The organism is Nonomuraea jabiensis, assembly GCF_014204795.1.
Taxonomy (GTDB): Bacteria; Actinomycetota; Actinomycetes; order Streptosporangiales; family Streptosporangiaceae; genus Nonomuraea; species Nonomuraea jabiensis.
Genome location: NZ_JACHMB010000001.1, coordinates 4,042,267 through 4,060,943, shown reverse-complemented (window position 1 = coordinate 4,060,943; position 18,677 = coordinate 4,042,267). Strand labels below are relative to the sequence as shown.

Below are 18,677 nucleotides of genomic sequence, written 5' to 3'. Positions count from 1 at the left end.
GGCGGCGTAGCAGACGGCTCGGCGGTCATGGGAAGGGGTGCGGGTCGGGGTTCAGGTCGGCGGGGGTCAGGGGCGCGGCGCGGTGGCCGAGCCGGTACGGCACCTCCAGCGGGCGGGTCAGGCCGCGCACCCTGCGGTTGCGGTGGCCGAAGGTCATCGGGAGCGTGCCGGGCACCAGCACCTTGACGCAGGAGAAACCGCAGGCCCGGTGCTCCGGCGTGGTCTGGTCGATGACGACGACGTCCATCCCCTCGGCGAGGAAGCGGTCCACCACGCGCGTGACGTCGAGATCACCGGACACGGTGAACGCCTCCATGTCGGGCAGGCGTCGCACGCCCGTGCCGCCGGTCAGGAACGAGAGCCGGTCGAAGGCCGCGTCCGCGCCGTACAGGGTGGAGTGGTCGTGCATCGTGGCCACCAGATCAGGATTTGTCACCATCTCCTGGGCTCGGTGGACCTCGTCCGGATATCGCCGGATCAGATCGGCCAGCAGCGGCCCCAGCTCGCTCAGCGCGCTGAGCACGGCCTTCTCCGGCGCCAGGTGGGCCCCGGCGGCGCACACCATGCGCGGCCTGCCCGGGTCGCCGTCCTGCCGCACGCCCATCGCCCACACGCTGGGGATGCCGTGCTCCATCGTCGTGTCGTACAGCTCGACCCGGTAACCGGTCTCCGCGGTGATCGCGGCGGCCTGGAGCGGGATGGTGCGATCCCGTGCCGTACCGGGGTCGATCCGCGGCACGGGGAGCCGCCCGTACCAGGTCATGAGGAAGGCGTCCCGCTCGACCGTCTCCAGCAGCCCGTAGAGCAGGGCCTCGGCCATGCTGCCGCCGAGCGCGCACCCGTTCGAGATCTCGAACAGGAACGGCCGCTCCCGCCCCCGTACGTAGTAATAGGCCAGGCTCTCCGGCACGAGGATCGGCGCGCGCCGGGCGAAGGAGTACCCCCACACCCAGTCGCAGACGGCGTCCTCGGCGAACGGCCGGAACGCGAACCCCTCCCTCTCGTAGGACGAGGTGTCGTGCTCGCCCAGCGTTCGCGGGTCGAGCGCGTCCGCGGCCACCTCCGCGTAGGAGGCCCGCACGCGGGTGCGCTTGCCGCCGGGCTCGACGCCGCCCCACCGTTCGAGCGCTTCGAGCACGGCGGTGACCTCGCTGGCCCGGTAGCCGCGGGTGCGGCCCACGCCGGGCTCCGCACCGCCCTCGAACCGCAGCGGCAGCATCGCCCCGGCGATCACCAGGCCGCCGAGCGTGTCCCGGACGAGGGGCCTGATCAGCCCGCATTCGCCGTCCACGTACGTGTCGAGCAGCGCACTGTGCTCGGCCGACACGTCCCTGACCCGGTAGCCGGGAGGTCGCGGGGCGGCGCCGGGCTCGAAGGCGGCGGACGCGCGGTCGTCGTCCGGCAGGTCGCCGCAGTCGGGGCAGTGGGGTTCCGGCAGGAACGTGTGGCGTTCGGCGGTGAGCGTGCACAGGTCGACGTACCAGACGGCGCACCCGGGGCCCTCGGCGGCGTGCGCGGCCAGGGCCGCGATCGTGCGGGCGGCCAGGCGGCCGAGGTACGGGGAGGCCCGCTCGGCGAGTTCGGGGCCGTGGACGGCCAGGACGGCGGCCCGATCGGCGCTGTCGGTCCTGACCCGGAATTGGCGGGTCTCGAAGCAGGTCACGCAGCCGGGTTCGCCGGGCCGTTCCAGCGGCCCGATGACGGCGACCCCGTACTCGACCCACACGGGCAGCCACGCGGCCCCGTCGCGCCGGGGGCCGCGCGCCCAGCCGTCGCAGGCGCTGATCGTCACCTCTGCCCGCCCGTCGCGGTCCTTCAGCGCGAGCGTGATCTCCTCGGCCAGCAGGCCCGTCCCCACGACCTCAGCCATGGAGCGGCTCCGTGACGACGCGGACGACGTGCGGCATGAGCGCGTGTACCTCCCGGTCGTGATCCAGCGGAACGGCGCTGACCCGCAGCCCGGGCCCGGCCAGGGCGGCGGCGAGCTCACCGGCGCCGAGCCCGGCCGCCTCCGGGTCGAGGACGACCGGCGGCTCCTGCGCGACGGCCGGGCACAGGTCGGGCAGGGGCGCGGGGTTCGGAATGCCCTGGTACGCGGCCAGGATCCCTTCGAGCGTGGCCCGCAGCGCGGCCAGGGGCGTGACGCCCGCCGCCCGCGCCACCAGCCGCCCGCCGAGCGTCCCCGCGTACACGGGCACGCCCGACGGGCCGGTGGCGTCCAGCACCCGGTACGGCAGCCCGATCGCGTCCAGCAGCGCCGCCGACCGCGCGGTCTCGCCGTCGGCCGCCCGCGCGCCGCCCACGTCCACGGGCGGCAGCGGCCCGTCGAACCCGGCCAGCGCCGCGCAGTGGTCCAGTAACGCCGCGACCAGCGCCTCCTCGGCCGAGTAACCGGCGGCTGCCCCGGTGGCGTGCGGATCGAGGAACACCGCGCGGGCGGGCAGCAGCACCTCGCCGCCCTCGACGAGGTCACGGCCGCGCACGAACGCCTCGACCCGTCCCGCCGCGACGTCCCTCACCAGCGGGCCGCCCAGGAGGCCGTCCGAAAGGCCGTCCAGGAGGCCGTCGTCCGGCCGCTCCTCCACCCCTGTGAGTGGCGTCCCTTCGGCCGTGACCAGGCGGCGGGGGTCGAGGGCGAGCAGTCCGTGCACGGTCAGTGCCTTCAGCGCCGCCCGGTATCGCGCGGCGGCGAAGTCCGCCCCCACGCCGATCACCCGCGCCCGCGCACCCCCGAGGGTCCCCATCGGATCGGCCACCGTGGTCACCGACACGTGCAGCGGGAGCTGCCCGTACTCCCCCTCCTCGATCTCGGCGAACACCCCCGTCCGCGAGTCCATCAACCTGGCCGCCCTCCGCGAGAACTCCTCCTCGCCGAGCGCCCCCGCGCTCGCCCCGGTGCCGGGCGGCAGCGCCGACAGGTGCGGCAGGAAGGAGTGCGTACGCGTGCCGAACCCGTCCAGATCCACCACGTGCAGGCGCGGACCGCCGGACACGCGGGGCGTTCCGGACAGGTAGCGCCCCAGGTCCGCCACCACCTGCCCGGCGACCACGGCAGCGGCGACGGGCGAGACGGAGACGTGCCCGGGGGTAGGCGGGACGGCCTCCATGGCCGCCAGCCGCCGCCACCCGGCCGCCCACGGCGGGACGTCGCGCCCGACGACGCCGGTCTCGCTCCACCACGCCTCGCCCTCGCGCAGCAGCACGTGCCCGATGGGCAGCCCGCGCTCGGCGCTCAGCCGGTCGAGGCGCCCGGCGGCGGCCAGCCCGTCCGCGTCGGCCGCCGCGACGTGCACGAGCGCCCCGCCCGACGGCTCTCGCAGCACTTCCAGCCCCAGCCTGCGCATGGCGTCGGCCAGGGCGGGCGCCAGCTCGCCGAACCGGTCCGCGTCGGCCAGCAGCGAGCACGTGGCGCCGGCCGCCACGGGCAGCACGCCGCGCTCCCCCGCGTCCTCCACGAGCCCGCGCTCGCGCAGCGTGGTCAGCAGGCTCGTCACGAACGCCCGCCGCTCGTCGGGCAGCTCCGCGGTCAGCTCGGCCACGGTCCTGCTCCCGTCGAGGTGCCCGGCCAGCCGCTCCACCCACAGGTGGACGGAGGCCCCGTTCATCCGCACGACGCCTTCGCGGGTGAGGAAGGCGACACCGCCGGAGGTGGGCGCGAAGCGGATGCCGGCGGGGAGTCTGGGCCTGAAGTCGTTCAACGTGGTGCCTCCGCGGTTCCGATCATGAATTCGCCGACCGCGCACTCCTCCAGCGGGTCCCGCCCGGTCGCCTCGGCGAACGCGGCCGAGTCGCCGCTGCCGAGCCCGCAGGCCGCCAGGCCCATCGCCGTGGCCACGCAGTAGAGCGTCTGGTAGAGCACGCCCACGTGCTTGAGCGTCAGCGCGTACCCCATGCCTTCGTACTTCCACAGCAGCCGGCCGGCGCGGCTGGAGACCGCGAGCAGGACCTGGGGGCGGCGGCCGGTGGCGGCGCCGTGCCCGGCGACGGTCAGCAGCCGGCGGACGGCGGGATGGCGGGCCTCGCGTACCGGCCTGAGCACATGGTCGTGCCCGTCGTAGTGGTACATGCCGGGTTCGAGCCCGGCCACGTTCCTGACGACGGGGTAGACCTCCAGCTCGTAGACGGACCCTCCGGACGGGTACGGCTTGCGGGCGTACTCGACGCCCTCGGCCGTCCAGCACTCCCGCACCCTGGCCGTGCGGTACAGCAGCTCGCCGAGCAGGCCGAGGGTGATCGGCCGCTCGTCGTCGTGCTCGCGAACGGACCTGCGGCCCTCCAGCACGTCCGTGAGCGAGGGGTCCTTGAGCCGCAGCTCGTCCAGGTCGGGCGCGGGCAGCTCGATCGCCCGGCCGGGGTAGGGCCGGGGCCTGGCCGGCAGCGGGTCGAACCGGCCGCGGGCCCAGAACGTCCCGCCGAACCCGTCGCCCAGGTAGCCGCGGTGACCCACCCGGCTCCGGTCGTGGAACTCCAGCTCGTGCGGCGCCCACTGCCGGAACCGCAGCTCCCGTTCCTCGGCCTCCTCGGGCACGGCCAGCCCGGCCCACACCAGGTCGGCCAGGACCTCGCCGCCGGGCCTGACCACGTCGCCGACCAGGCCGGGGTCGTGGACGTACAGGTCGCACCAGGCCAGCGGGGAGCTAGCGACCAGCGCCTCCCCCTCGCGCCGCAGCGTGGCGAACCTGGACAGCACCGGCCGCGCCGGCACCGCCGGCCGTGGCGGCGGCGGGCGCAGCGGGTCGAGCGTGTAGAGGGGCACGCCGTCCCGGGTGATCGTGATCTTGAGCCAGCCTCCGGCGCGCAGCCGTTCGACGAGCGCTCCCCCGGCCGTGCGGGGTCCGGCGGCCAGGTCGCGGAGCAGGTCGAGCTCGTCCCGCGTGAGTTCGCCGAGGGTCTCGGCGTGCGGCCAGGCGAACAGGCGGATCCCCGCGTCCAGCCGGGCGAGGTGCACACCGGCGCGCAGCTCGTACCGTTCCCCGGTCATGAGGCCGCGGCCCGGTAGAGGTCGTCGGCGGCGTTCGCGGCGAGGTGGCAGATGAGGAAGCGCTGGTCGGGCGCGAGGCCGAGCCTGGTGAGGTGGAGGTACGCGCAGTTCAGGGCCAGGCGGTAGGCGGCGAAGGCGGGGGTGTCCTTCAGGGCGAGCCAGCGTTCGTCGGTCTCCAGGTTCCGGTGGAAGGGGGAGACCGCGGCGAGCGGGGGCCGTTTGGAAGGGCCGTCGGTGGCGTAGCCGAGGCTCAGCCGTCCCTCGTCGATGAGGGTACGGCCCCGGTCGCGGGTGGCCCGGATCATACGCAGCCACGCGCCGGGCTCTCCGGCGCCGGTCAGCGCCTTGATCCTGGCGGTGAGCGGCTCCCTGTTGCGTTCGTAGTGCGCCTGCCACGTGGCGCGGACGCTTCCCGGCAGGCGTGACAGGTACGCTTCGGCGTGCGAGCGCAGCGAGGTCCTGGCGGCGGGCAGGCCGCCCTCCGACAGGTCGTGCGCGGTGGCGACCACCAGGTCGAAGGCGATGCCGGGCAGCGGTGTGCCGGCTCTGACCCGGTCGAGGGCGTCGAACGCGGCCTCGGTGGTGTCGGCGTGGAAGTCCGCGAGGAACCGGTCGAGCTCGGTGTCGAGTCCTGCGGGTTCGACGGCGAGGGTGTTGTCGGGCGCCCATGGCAGCAGCGGGCCTGGTTCGCCTTCCAGCTCGGCCAGGCGCTCGTGCAGGGGGAGCAGCGCCTGCGGGTCGGTGGTGCCGGCGGACGGGTGGGCGGCCAGGTGGCGCTCGACCGCCCGGACGATCCGCGTCGCGTCGCCGTCCACGAAGATCCGCAGGTGGGGGCCGCGCACCCAGTGGCGCAGGAAATATCCCCGTATTTCATGCCAGGCCGGTCGGAGCGCGTCCAGGACGAGATCGTCCATCGGGCCGTCGTGATAGTCCACCCGCAGCCGCGTCCAGGTCATCCGACCCCCACCTCCGACTCCCTCGTGGCCCGGGACGCCAGGTGACGCAGCCGGGCCTCCTCCTGCACCCGGATCCCCAGCCTGTTGGCCAGCAGATGCGCGGCCAGATCGACCGTCGCCCCCGTCCGCCCCGCGTCGAACCCCGCCGCCCCCAGTTCCTCCGCCAGCCGCGCGATCGAGGCGTACCAGGCGGCCACCACGCCCCGGGGCTCATCCGGCGCAGGCGCCTGCGTCACCGCCCTGGCATGCTCGACCAGCGCCGACATCCGCTCGGGGGCCACCTGCACCCCGGCGTCAGCCGGCGGACCGAACGCCGTGCCCTCCCCCGCTACCTGCCAGGCGACCAGCAGCATGGTCAGCCACGCCACGCTCCGCCGCTCGTGCCCGAGCCCCGCCTCGATCAACTGGAGTGCGATCACGCTGGAGTCGTGGAAGTGCCGCTCCACGGCGTCGAGCGAGCGGCCCGTGCCGTAGCGGTCGTGTTCCGGCCGGTACGGGATGAGGTGGGCGGAGTCGTTCGGATAGAGGCGCCGCGTATAGCCGGGGACGCCTTCCCGGGCGGCGAGGGTCGCGGCGAGCCTGGCGTACTCCTCCGGGTCGATCACCGCCTCCGACGGGTGCTCGCGCAGATACGCCTCGGCCCGCTCGACGACGTGCTCCGCCGGGTGGGACCTGACCCTGATCCGCAGATGCGGGCCGCCCTCCCAGTAGCGCAGGAAGAAGCCGTCGTCGCCGAGGAGCGGCCCGGCCAGGCCCGTGATCATGTCGTCGAGCGGCCCCTGCGAGAAGACGTGCACGCTCACCCAGCTCATCGGCCTCCCACCTCGATCAGGTATTCGGTCACCCGCTCCGGCCCCGGGTCGGGCAGCGCCTCCTCGAAGAGCGCGAACGCGCAGCCGCGTATCTGCCGCTCGAAGTTCTTGACCAGGAACAGGTTCGCCAGGTCAAGGAAGAGTGGTTTGCGCGCCTTGTCTTGCCCCGCCTGGCCCGTCTGCTCCGGCCAGGCGCGGACGAACGATCGGTGCGGTACGCCGTACTCGTCCGCCCAGGCGATCAGCCGCGTGAGGTACGCCGCGTCGCCCTCGCCCTTCGCGCGCACCGGCAGCGCGGCCGCGGGCGCCAGCCAGCGACGCCGCTGCACCACCACGCGCCCGGCCTCCACGCGTGGATATCGGGTGACCTCCGACGGGACCCGGCCCATCCGCACCAGCGGCGGCGAGCTGGGATGGAGCAGGTAGCCGGGGCCGAAGACGCGTTCGATGAACCGCGCGGCCGGCGGAAGCCGGAACTCGGCGGCCAGCCCGAGGTGCAACGGCACGACCCGGCGGCCGAGCCGCTTGGAACGCAGCTCGGGCAGGCCGCTGTCCGGGCAGAGCGTCACGTGCAGGTCCGTGAGCGGCAGCCGCAGGTCGGGCGGGCGCGTGCCGGGCGAGTGGGGGTAGTCGATCTCGTATCGGGTGCTCGGCGGGCGCGCGTTGAGCGTGGAGCCCAGGTCGCCGGAGAACTCGGCGTAGACCGCGCCGTCCGGGTCCTGGAGCCGGGGCGGCTCGGGGTGGCCGCCGGCGCGTTCGACGAGGTGGTCGAGCCTGCGCAGGGCTCGGCCGTGCCCGCCGTGGACGACGTTGAGCACCAGGGCGTCGGCCACCGCCTGTACGTAGCAGGCCGAGGAGGCGGGGATCGCGATCCAGGACGGCCACGACTCCAGCTGCGCGGCCAGCTGTCCGGGGGTGACGCGGCAGGTGCCGTCGGGGTCCTCCGCGTCGAGCGCCAGGCTTCTCGCCTCGGCTCTGAGGCGCTCCAGCTCCCGGATCCGGGGCAGGGTGGAGGCGGCCAGCGGCTGGGTCCAGGCGGCCGACGAGCCGAGGAACGCGCGCAGCTCCCGGCCTGCCGGGCCGGTGCCGGCCAGTTCGCGCTGGATGTGGCGGTGGAGGGTGAGGAAGGGGACGGCCGGGTCGGGGCCGTACCGGGTGGTGAGGTAGGCGGCGACCGCGAGGCGCATGGGGTGCTTGGCGTCGAAAACGGCCAGCCAGCGGCGTACGACGTCGAGATCGGCGAGACCGTCACGCCATCGCGCCAGGTCAAGCCGGGCCACGGGCTCGACGCAGACCGCGACCTCGTGCACCACCGCCCGCCCCACACCGCCGTCGCCACCAGCGCCGCCATCGCCATCGCCCCGAATGGCGCGGCCGGCAGGGGCGACGTTCTTGGCCATATCAGCGCAGGCGGCGCGACAGGCGTGGGCGGTGGCGATCAGCCGGCCGAGTTCCTGGCGGAAGGTGGACGGGTCGGTGGCGCGTTCCGTGCGCCGGATCCCGGCCAGCAGGTCCGGGGGCGGAGCGTCGTCCGGGCGGGCCTCCAGGAGCCCAACCGTAAGCAACTTGTCAAGAAATTTCGTGACTGCGGCAGGCTCGGCGCCCAGCGCCTCGGCGAACCGGCCCCGCGGCACCCACTCCCCGCCCTCCGCGACGCGCAGGCACGCGGCCACCGCCTCCGTCACCCCGATGGACACCAGCGCCTCCCCGGGAGGCGGCCCGATGAACTCCGCCATGCCACCCGCGACGGTGACCGAAGGATTCACCCTGACCCGATCGTCCGAGAACGTCTGGATACCGTCGAGTTCCAGCACCGGCACCACGCGCTCCACGTGCCGCTCGCCACCGCCCCACACCGCCCGCCCGGTGCTCGTGAACGTGCTGTACGGGCTGGTCTTCACGGCCGCCCTGACCAGGTATTTGGCCAGCCTGAGCAGCTTCTGCTGCTTGGGGCGCCGCGCAGGGTCCGCGAGCCACGTCTCCAGGTCGACCGCCAGCTCGCCGCCGGCCAGCGCCAGCCCCCTGCGGAAGGCGGGGTCGGCCGCGGCGGCACGCAGCCGTTCCTCCTTCTCCAGGGACTCCCGGGCGACGACCTCGGGCAGGCGGGCGCGCAGCCCGGCGCACTCGTGCGCACGCCGTACCCACTCCTCCACCTCACCCCTCAGCCCGTACGGCAGCGCCGCCCCGGCCTCGGGCCCCCACTCGCGCCCGGCGGGAAGGCGCCCGGTGTGCAGCGCCCGCCGCAGCCCCACGAGGACGGGCCGGGACCCGGACGTGCCGAGCCCTCCGATGACGTCACCGAGCGCCACGGCCAGCCGCCGCCCGTCCGCCGCCACCCGGGCGGTCTTGGCGAGCAGCCGGGTCACCAGCGCGTAGGACTCGTCCCATCGCAGGGATTCCAGCTCCGCGGCCGCGACCCCGCACGTGCGGACAGCGACCGGCGGGCCGTCGCTTTCTTCCCGCTCAATAACCGCCATTACATGAGCCCCATTCGCTTTATTGGCGCCAAAAGGCAACAGGCGCGGGCGCCGCCGCGGCGGCGCCCGCGTACCGCGTCAGGCGCTCGAGCAGGAGCAGCAGATGTAGCAGAAGCAGTTACACGAAGCTCCCACTTCGGTCATGCCGTGACCAGCAGTAAGGGACTCGACCGCAACACCGTCATCGGCGAGTTCGAAGACGTCCATGGGCAGATCGCTGAGGTCCATGCGGACTCTCCTTCCGGGGGTAAACGCCCCATCGACATTCCAGGCAAACGCACTGATGTGCATCGCACGGAGGTCATCGCCTGGTATAGGAACACCCTTGCGACATCGCCGACGCTAGGTGTACATATGGAACGCGGTCAAGAATCCGAAACTGGCTGACTAAAATCGAAAATCGGTCAGCCGGCCAGGGAGGGGGCACCTGACTGTTGAAATCGGAGCATTTCGAATATCTTCGAAATCTCCAGCTCTGACGGGCCCAGAGCGCATCTCACCCGAAAATCCCCCTAGCCGGTAGGGAATACCGGTTCATGCGCACCAGCTCTTACGGGGAAGGAGCCATCCAGCCATGAGCACCGTCTCGACGCGCAGCACGGGTGCCAGGACCAGCGACGATCGCGTACGCCGGACCCTGGACGTCACCAGGAGCCTGCTCCTGCGATCCGGCTACAAGCGGACCACGATGGACGAGATCGCCCGGCGGGCGGACATCGGCAAGGGCACCATTTATCTCAGCTGGGACACGAAAGACGATCTCATAAGAACGCTCGTCATCCAGGAAATTATCGGAGTCTGCCAGGATATTTCGCGAATAGCGGTGCTTCGCCCTGCCGTCGCGCGGCTCTCGGAGTTCTCCCGCGAACTGTTCACGCTCGTGTTCAGGTATCCACTCTTCCGAGCGCTCTACACCTATGACAAGGAAACCCTCGGAAGGGCCTGCGACGATCCACAGCTCGGCTTCCAGTGCTATCGATTCACCACGTTCACGCCATTTCGCGATTATCTCCGGATGCTCCACGGGAGCGGAATGTGGGATCCCTCCCACGGTTTCGCGCTCGACGCCCTGCTTTCCGGTTTCATCAAACTTCACCTGCACGCCGAGATCGCCGGGGCGAAACCCGATCTGGCGGCTCACGCCGACAGCCTGGCCGGCCTCATCAGGAGCTCTTTCGAACCTGCTGACCAGGTCCCGGCCGAAGAACTGACCGACCCCGCCCGCCGTACCGTCGAGATCTTCGACGGCGCCGCGGCGAAATATCGGGCGAAACTCATCCCCCAGCCCCAGGCCGCCTCCGTCTGAGGAGTCAATTGTGAACGAGACACACGTCCCGCCGGACCCGACGATGACGATGCCGATCGACTCCCGGCCGCGTATCAAGGACGGCGGCCAGGCTCTCCTCAAGTGGCTCGGCACGATGCGGGACGAGCAACCGGTCTGGCGCGACGTATTCGGCATCTTCCACGTTTTCCGGCATACGTCCGTACAGCGGGTGATGTCGGACTATGCGATGTTCTCCTCTGACATCAACCGGCTCCGGCCCGGCGGCGATCCGTTCAGCGCGGGCAGCCTGATGCTCACCGACCCGCCGGAGCACCGAAAGCTCCGCAAACTCATCAGCCAGGCGTTCACCCCGAAAATGTCGTCGGACATGGTGCCGCGGATCGCCGAGCTCACCACGGCGCTGCTGGACGAGATCGACGAGGACGAGTTCGACCTCGTCGAGAAGATCGCCCACCCGCTGCCCGTGATGGTGATCGCCGAGCTGCTCGGCATCCCGATCCACGACCGCGAGCTGTTCCGCACCTGGGCCGACCGGCTGGTCGCCCTGCACGTCGAGGACCCGCGGGACATCGAGATCGGCCGGATGGTCGGCCAGGCCATGCGCGAAATGGGGGAATACGTCCTCACCCACGTGCGCGAGCGCCGCACCCGTCCGCAGGACGACCTGGTCAGCCGGCTGGTCGCGGCCGAGGTGGACGGCGACCGGCTCACCGACGCCGAGATCGTCAACTCCGCCTGCCTGCTGCTGCTCGCCGGGCAGATCACCAGCACGATGGCGCTGGGCAACGCGTTCCTGTGCTTCCGTGACGCGCCCGGCGTCGAGAGCGCCGTACGGGCCGACCGGGAGCTGATCGCGCCCGCCTTCGAGGAGGTGCTCAGGCTGCGCCCGCCGCTCACCCAGGCCGCCCGGCTCCCCACGGCCGACGTCGAGATCGACGGCACGCCGATCCCGGCCGGTTCCATGGTCATCAACTGGCTGCTGTCCGCGAACTACGACGAGCGCCAGTTCCCCGACCCGTACCGGCTCGACCCCGGCCGCCAGCCCAACCGCCAGTACGCCTTCGGCCACGGCATCCACTTCTGCCTGGGCGCGCCGCTGGCGAGGGTGGAGGGGAAGGTGGCGCTGGAGCTGGTGTTCGACCGGTTCGAGCAGGTCGAGATCGACCCGGACGCGGAGCTGTCGTACTACGAGGACCCCATGTTCGGCGTCAAGAGCCTGCCGGTACGCGTCAAGCGGGCGCCCCGATGACGGCAGGGCCACCTTCGGTCGCGGACGGCGGAGCGTCCCTGTTCGCCTGGCTGCGCGAGATGCGCGATGCGCACCCGGTCTGGCGGGATTCCTATGGGATGTACCACGTCTTCCGCTACGACGACGTACGCGCTGTTCTGGCGGACCACGAGCGGTTCTCCTCCGACCGGACCAGGCTGATGGGACGGCAGCCGTTCGGCCAGGGCGGCATCACGATGATCGACCCGCCCGAACACCGCCACCAGCGCCGCCTCATCACCGCCGCCTTCACCCCGAGCTCCGTCGCGGCCCTCGAACCCCGCATCGCCGCGATCGCCGACGAGCTCCTCGACGCCCTGCCCGGCCCCGACTTCGACCTGGTCGAGAGCCTGGCCTATCCCCTGCCCGTCACCGTCGTCGCCGAGCTGCTCGGCGTGCCGCCGTCCGACCGCGACCTGTTCCGCACCTGGTCGGACCGGCTCATGTCGCTCCAGGTGCCCGACTTCGCCGATCCGTCGCTGGCCGGGCGGGTGGCGGCGGCCATGGCGGAGATGAACGACTACCTGCGCGAACACTGCGCGGACCGCCGTACCCGTCCCAGGGACGACCTGCTCACCCGCCTCGTCCAGGCCGAGATCGACGGCGAGCGGCTCGACGCGGAGCAGGTCGTCAACACCGCGAGCCTGCTCCTCCTGGCCGGGCACGTCACCACCACCGTGCTGATCGGCAACACCGTGCTCTGCCTGGCGGACACCCCCGAGGCCGCCCACCGGACAAGAGCCGATATGTCGCTCATCCCCCAGGCGCTGGAGGAGAGCATGCGCCTGCGCTCGCCGTTCATGCAGGCGGGCAGGGTGACCACGCGGGACGTGCGGGTGGCCGGCGAGACCATCCCGGCCAACAGGTTCGTCATGGCCTGGCTCCTGTCCGCCAACCACGACGAACGCCACTTCGCCGACCCCGAACGCTTCGACCTGGACCGGCAGCTCACCGGCCAGCTCGCGTTCGGCCACGGCGTGCACTTCTGCCTGGGCGCCCAGCTCGGGCGTCTGGAGGGCCGCATCGCGCTGGAGCGCCTGCTGAGCCGCTTCACCGAGCTCCGCCCCGAAAAGCGCTCCTTCTACGAGAGCCAGATCTTCGGCGTCAGGGAGATGCACGTGAGAGGTTCCTCATGACCAAGCCCCTGCTGATCTACGCGAACGTCCCCTTCTGCAACTCCAAGTGCCACTTCTGCGACTGGGTGGTCCAGGTGCCCGTACGCGACCTGCGGCTGGGCGAGCAGAGCCCGGGCCGCGTCGCGTACCTGGAGGCCATCAGGACCCAGATCCGCGTCCAGGCCCCCGCCCTGCGCGAGCACTACCACCCCGACATCGTCTACTGGGGCGGCGGCACGGCCAGCATCCTCGGCCCCCACGAGATCGAGTCCCTGTACGGCACGCTGTCCGCCGAGTTCGACCTGAGCACGGTCAGGGAGGCCACGATCGAGGGCAGCCCGGAATCCCTCGACCGGGACAAACTACGCCTCCTGCGCGAGTTGGGCTTCAACCGGATCAGCATCGGCGTCCAGTCCTTCGACGACGCGCGCCTGCGCCGCCTCGGCCGCGCCCATGCCGCCGACCAGGCCCTCACCACCGTCCAGAACGCCCACGAGGCCGGCTTCACCAACATCAACATCGACCTGATCGTCGGCTTCCCCGGGCAGACCGGCCAGGAGGTCGCCGACTCGGTCCGCACGGCCCTGACCCTGCCCATCAACCACTTCTCGATCTACCCCTACCGCGCCAGCCCCGGCACGGTGCTGCGCAAGCAGGTCCACCGGGGCGCCCAGCTCGACCTCAACCTCCAGCTCCAGGCGTACGGCATCGCCAGGGAGCTGCTGGAAGCAGCCGGCTTCCCCGAATACGCCATGTCCTACTTCGGCCACCCCCGCTGCCAGTCGGACGAGGCGTACTACCAGCTCCGCATGGACTGGATCGGCTTCGGCTCGGGCGCCAACTCCCTGATCGGCCGCCGCTACCTGAGCTACGAGAAGGGCAAGCTGGCCCACTACAACGCCAACCCGCTGGCCTTCGACATCAACGCCCCGGCCGACTCCCCGCAGCTCACCCTCCACTTCCTGTCCCAGGCGCTGACGACCGCCGAGGGCCTGGACGCCCGCCTCTACCAGGAACGCACCGGCGTCCCCCTCCGCACGGCCTGCTCTCACCCCGAGGTCATGGCGTACCTCGAACGCATGAACGACCACGGCCGCGTCATCGCCGACCGCAACGGCATCCGCCTCCACCGCGACGACATCACCCAGATCTTCATCGCCCTCAACTGGATCCCCACCCCAGACACCACCACCAACGAGCTGATCCCCCTGACCCCCTCACCCACCCCCAAAGCCCCCACGACCACCACCACCGTCCCCGCACGGCCCCACCCCGGCCCCTGACCACTACAAGCCCCCGCGACACAGCACGCCACGGCCAGACGGGGTACAGCGGACGGCGGCACGACGGACGACGGCACGACGGACGACGGCACCACGGGCCACGGCACCACGGGCCACGGCACCACGGGCCACGGCACGACGGGGCAGCACAGCGGACAGCGGCACGGCACAGCGGTGCCAGCGCGGCCTGCGCCCGACGTGCGCGGTCCGGCGTCCGGCGGCGCGGCGCCCAGCGTGCAGCAGGTGCTCGCTATGCGGCCGAGGTGTGACGGGAGCACACCATACCGTCAGCATGCGGCCGGTGCCCGGCGTGCGACGAGTGGGTGGGAGCCACGGAGCTGGTCAAGCGGGCGCCGTTACGGCGGTCAGCCGGTGAAGGGTCAGAGGCCGTCTCCTGGAGGGCCATCAGCCCCGTACGGCGAGTGGCGCCCACCGTGCCCCGCCGTACCAGATGATCCTGAGCGAGCACCCCCGCCGTACCAGATGATCCTGAGCGAGCACCCCGCCGTACCAGATGATCGTGAGCGACCACCCCCGCCGTACAAAATGATCTTAAAAAGCAGCGCGCCCGGGCCCCCACATCGGGAGCCCGGGCGCGTCACCCAGCGACTAGAAGAACATCACCGGTTGTACTGACCGAAGTCGTACTCCTCCAGCGGAACCGCCTCACCACTGCCAGTCCCGAAGGTGTAGTCGGCGGCCGAGCCGTCGTAACCACCCACGGTGTACATGGCCGCCTTGGCCTCCTCGGTCGGCTCCACCCGGATGTTCCGGTACTGCGGCATGCCCGTGCCGGCCGGGATGAGCTTACCGATGATGACGTTCTCCTTCAGGCCCAGGAGCGAGTCGGACTTGGCGTGGATCGCCGCGTCCGTCAGCACCCTGGTCGTCTCCTGGAAGGAGGCCGCCGACAGCCACGACTCGGTGGCCAGCGACGCCTTGGTGATGCCCATGAGGACCGGACGGCCGGCGGCCGGCGAGCCGCCCTCCGCCACCGTCTCGCGGTTCATCAGCTCGAAGCGCGGCCGCTCCACGAGCTCGCCGGGCAGCAGGTCGGTGTCACCGGACTCGAGCACGTTCACGCGCTTGAGCATCTGCCGCACGATGATCTCGATGTGCTTGTCGTGGATGGACACACCCTGCGACCGGTAGACCTGCTGGACCTCCGCCACCAGGTGCAGCTGCACGGCCCGCGGGCCGAGGATGCGCAGCACCTCGTTGGGGTTGACCGCACCGGCGACGAGCTGCTGCCCGACCGTCACGCGCTGGCCGTCCTGCACGAGCAGGCGCGAGCGCATCGACACCGGGTACGCGATCTCCTCCGAGCCGTCGTCGGGGGTGATCACGATCTTCCGGGTCTTGTCGGTCTCGTCGATGCGGACCCGGCCCTCGGCCTCGGAGATCGGGGCGACACCCTTGGGGATGCGCGCCTCGAACAGCTCCGTGACACGGGGCAGACCGTGGGTGATGTCGGCGCCGGCCACACCACCGGTGTGGAACGTACGCATGGTCAGCTGCGTGCCCGGCTCGCCGATCGACTGGGCGGCGATGATGCCGACCGCCTCGCCGACGTCCACGAGCTTGCCGGTGGCCAGCGAGCGGCCGTAGCAGGTCGCGCAGACACCGATCTTGGCCTCGCAGACGAGCGCGCTGCGGGTGCGGACGGTCTCGATGCCGGCCTGGACCAGCGCGGTGACGTGAGTGTCGTTGATGTCGACACCCGCCGCCGCGATGACCTTGCCGTCGACCTCGACGTCCTCGGCCAGGATGCGGCCGTGCACGTTGGACTCGGCGTTCTCGGCCTTGACCAGGTTGCCCGACGCGTCGCGCTCGCCGACGTGCAGCGGGACGGCGCGGTCGGTGCCGCAGTCGATCTCGCGCACGATGACGTCCTGCGCCACGTCCACCAGACGACGGGTCAGGTAACCCGAGTCGGCGGTACGCAGGGCGGTGTCGGCCAGACCCTTCCGCTGACCGTGGGTGGAGATGAAGTACTCCAGCACCGACAGGCCCTCGCGGAACGAGGCCTTGATCGGCCGCGGGATCGTCTCACCCTTGGTGTTGGACACCAGGCCGCGGATGCCGGCGATCTGCCGGACCTGCATCTTGTTACCACGGGCGCCGGAGTTGACCATCATCCAGACCGGGTTGGTCGCCGGGAAGGCGTTGACCATGTCGGTCTCGACGTCGGCCGTCGCGTGCGTCCAGATCTCGATGAGCTCCTGACGGCGCTCCTCGTCGGTGATCAGACCGCGCTCGTACTCCCGCTGGACCTTGTCGGCCCGGCGCTCGTAGTTTTCCATGATGTCGGTCTTGTTCGGCGGCGCGACGACGTCCTCGATCGAGATCGTGACACCGGAGCGCGTCGCCCAGCGGAAGCCGGCGTCCTTGAGCGCGTCGAGCGAAGCGGCGACCTCGATCTTCGGGTAGGTCTCCGCCAGCTCGTTCACGATCGTGGACAGCTGCTTCTTGCCGACCTGGAAGTCGACGAACGGGTAGCTGTCGGGCAGCGTCAGGTTGAACAGGCACCGGCCGAACGTGGTCTCCAGCCGGATCGGGTCACCCTGCTCCCAGCCCTCGGGCGCGACCCAGTCGCGCGGCGGCAGGATGTCCTTCAGCCGGATCTGGATCTTCGCCTGAATCTCCAGCTCGCGGCGGTCGAAGGCCATCTGCGCCTCGGCGATCGAGCCGAACACGCGGCCCTCGCCCAGCGCGCCTTCCTTGTGGGTGGTCAGCCAGTAGAGGCCGATGACCATGTCCTGGGTGGGCATCGTCACGGGCTTGCCGTCGGCCGGCTTGAGGATGTTGTTGGTCGAGAGCATCAGGATGCGTGCCTCGGCCTGGGCCTCAGCCGACAGCGGCAGGTGCACGGCCATCTGGTCGCCGTCGAAGTCCGCGTTGAACGCGGTGCAGACGAGCGGGTGGATCTGGATGGCCTTGCCCTCGACCAGCTGCGGCTCGAACGCCTGGATGCCCAGGCGGTGGAGCGTCGGAGCGCGGTTGAGCAGCACCGGGTGCTCGGTGATGACCTCCTCGAGCACGTCCCACACCACGGGGCGGGCGCGCTCGACCATGCGCTTGGCCGACTTGATGTTCTGGGCGTGGTTGAGGTCGACCAGCCGCTTCATCACGAACGGCTTGAACAGCTCCAGCGCCATCTGCTTGGGCAGACCGCACTGGTGCAGCTTGAGCTGCGGGCCGACGACGATGACCGAACGGCCGGAGTAGTCGACTCGCTTGCCCAGCAGGTTCTGACGGAAACGACCCTGCTTACCCTTGAGCATGTCGCTCAGGGACTTCAGCGGCCTGTTGCCGGGACCGGTGACCGGGCGACCGCGACGGCCGTTGTCGAACAGCGCGTCGACGGCCTCCTGCAGCATCCGCTTCTCGTTGTTCACGATGATCTCGGGCGCGCCGAGGTCGAGAAGCCGCTTGAGGCGGTTGTTACGGTTGATGACCCGGCGGTAGAGGTCGTTGAGGTCGGAGGTCGCGAACCGGCCACCGTCGAGCTGCACCATCGGGCGCAGGTCCGGCGGGATGACCGGGATGCAGTCGAGCACCATGCCGCGCGGCGAGTTGGTGGTGTTGAGGAACGCCGACACGACCTTGAGCCGCTTGAGGGCGCGGGCCTTCTTCTGGCCCTTGCCGCTGCGGATGGTCTCGCGCAGGTTTTCGGCCTCGGCGTCGAGGTCGAAGCTGATCAGGCGGTCCTGGATCGCCTGCGCGCCCATGCCGCCCTTGAAGTAGCGGCCGAAGCGGTCACGCATCTCGCGGTAGAGCAGCTCGTCGCCCTCGAGGTCCTGGACCTTGAGGTTCTTGAAGCGGCTCCAGACCTCCTCGAGCCGGTCCAGCTCGCGCTGGGCCCGGTCGCGGAGCTGGCGCATCTCGCGCTCGGCGCCCTCGCGGACCTTGCGGCGCTGGTCACCCTTGGCACCGGCGGCCTCGAGCTCGGCCAGGTCGGCCTCGAGCTTCTTCTGCCGGGTCTCGACGTCGGCGTCACGGCGCTGCTCGATGTGCTGCCGCTCGACGGAGATCTTCGCCTCCAGCGAGGGCAGGTCACGCTCACGCATCTCGGTGTCGACATGCGTGATCATGTAGGCCGCGAAGTAGATGACCTTCTCCAGGTCCTTCGGGGCCAGGTCGAGCAGGTAGCCGAGGCGCGACGGGACGCCCTTGAAGTACCAGATGTGCGTGACCGGCGCGGCCAGCTCGATGTGGCCCATCCGCTCACGACGCACCTTGGCGCGAGTCACCTCGACGCCACAGCGCTCACAGATGATGCCCTTGAAGCGGACGCGCTTGTACTTGCCGCAGTAGCACTCCCAGTCGCGGGTCGGACCGAAGATCTTCTCGCAGAAGAGCCCGTCCTTTTCCGGCTTGAGGGTGCGGTAGTTGATGGTCTCGGGCTTCTTGACCTCGCCGTGCGACCACTGACGGATGTCGTCGGCCGTCGCGAGGCCGATCCTGAGCTCGTCGAAGAAGTTGACGTCCAGCATTT

General features: G+C 71.1%; 12 protein-coding genes. 4 read left to right on the top strand and 8 right to left on the bottom strand.

Translation table 11 applies throughout. The features are described 5' to 3' along the window. Positions 1–25: 25 nt before the first annotated feature. The 7 genes from HD596_RS18640 to HD596_RS18610 all read right to left on the bottom strand — a co-directional run bounded on the left by HD596_RS18640 (position 26) and on the right by HD596_RS18610 (position 9,454). On the bottom strand, positions 26–1,870 hold the full coding sequence (locus tag HD596_RS18640) for a TOMM precursor leader peptide-binding protein (RefSeq protein ID WP_185070610.1): 1,845 nt from the start codon (positions 1,868–1,870) through the stop codon (positions 26–28). Further along, complete coding sequence (locus HD596_RS18635) at positions 1,863–3,698, bottom strand: YcaO-like family protein (RefSeq protein WP_185070608.1); 1,836 nt, start codon at positions 3,696–3,698, stop codon at positions 1,863–1,865. The genes HD596_RS18640 and HD596_RS18635 overlap by 8 nt, the downstream gene beginning before the upstream one ends. Next, positions 3,695–4,981, bottom strand: coding sequence for a SagB family peptide dehydrogenase (locus HD596_RS18630; RefSeq protein ID WP_185070607.1), 1,287 nt, complete (start codon positions 4,979–4,981; stop codon positions 3,695–3,697). The genes HD596_RS18635 and HD596_RS18630 overlap by 4 nt, the downstream gene beginning before the upstream one ends. Continuing rightward, positions 4,978–5,937: a lantibiotic dehydratase C-terminal domain-containing protein gene (locus tag HD596_RS18625; protein ID WP_185070605.1), complete on the bottom strand. Its 960-nt coding sequence runs from the start codon at positions 5,935–5,937 to the stop codon at positions 4,978–4,980. Before HD596_RS18625 ends, HD596_RS18630 begins: the two co-directional genes overlap by 4 nt. Beyond that, a complete protein-coding gene (locus HD596_RS18620) occupies positions 5,934–6,749 on the bottom strand; it encodes a lantibiotic dehydratase C-terminal domain-containing protein (protein WP_185070603.1) in 816 nt (271 codons plus the stop codon). The genes HD596_RS18625 and HD596_RS18620 overlap by 4 nt, the downstream gene beginning before the upstream one ends. Continuing rightward, positions 6,746–9,226 carry a lantibiotic dehydratase gene (locus HD596_RS18615; protein ID WP_185070601.1) on the bottom strand — a complete coding sequence of 827 codons (2,481 nt, stop codon included), beginning with the start codon at positions 9,224–9,226 and terminating at the stop codon, positions 6,746–6,748. The genes HD596_RS18620 and HD596_RS18615 overlap by 4 nt, the downstream gene beginning before the upstream one ends. A gap of 78 nt (positions 9,227–9,304) precedes the next feature. Continuing rightward, positions 9,305–9,454, bottom strand: a complete 150-nt coding sequence (locus HD596_RS18610; RefSeq protein WP_185070599.1) for a thiomuracin/GE37468 family thiazolyl RiPP peptide — start codon at positions 9,452–9,454, stop codon at positions 9,305–9,307. A gap of 346 nt (positions 9,455–9,800) precedes the next feature. On the opposite strand from HD596_RS18610, the gene HD596_RS18605 reads away from it, so the two are divergent. The 4 genes from HD596_RS18605 to HD596_RS18590 are packed head-to-tail and all read left to right on the top strand — an operon-like array spanning position 9,801 to position 14,179. Further along, the gene (locus HD596_RS18605; protein WP_185070597.1) at positions 9,801–10,532 is read left to right on the top strand and encodes a TetR/AcrR family transcriptional regulator; all 732 of its coding nucleotides are present in this window, start codon (positions 9,801–9,803) and stop codon (positions 10,530–10,532) included. A 10-nt stretch (positions 10,533–10,542) separates the two neighbouring features. Further along, the gene (locus HD596_RS18600; protein ID WP_313044516.1) at positions 10,543–11,763 is read left to right on the top strand and encodes a cytochrome P450; all 1,221 of its coding nucleotides are present in this window, start codon (positions 10,543–10,545) and stop codon (positions 11,761–11,763) included. Beyond that, positions 11,760–12,917, top strand: coding sequence for a cytochrome P450 (locus HD596_RS18595; protein ID WP_185070595.1), 1,158 nt, complete (start codon positions 11,760–11,762; stop codon positions 12,915–12,917). The genes HD596_RS18600 and HD596_RS18595 overlap by 4 nt, the downstream gene beginning before the upstream one ends. Further along, a complete protein-coding gene (locus HD596_RS18590; protein WP_185070593.1) occupies positions 12,914–14,179 on the top strand; it encodes a coproporphyrinogen-III oxidase family protein in 1,266 nt (421 codons plus the stop codon). The genes HD596_RS18595 and HD596_RS18590 overlap by 4 nt, the downstream gene beginning before the upstream one ends. Positions 14,180–14,799: 620 nt before the next feature. On the opposite strand, the gene HD596_RS18585 is transcribed toward HD596_RS18590, so the two are convergent. Further along, positions 14,800–18,675: a DNA-directed RNA polymerase subunit beta' gene (locus tag HD596_RS18585; protein ID WP_185070592.1), complete on the bottom strand. Its 3,876-nt coding sequence runs from the start codon at positions 18,673–18,675 to the stop codon at positions 14,800–14,802. Between the last annotated feature and the right edge of the window lie 2 nt (positions 18,676–18,677).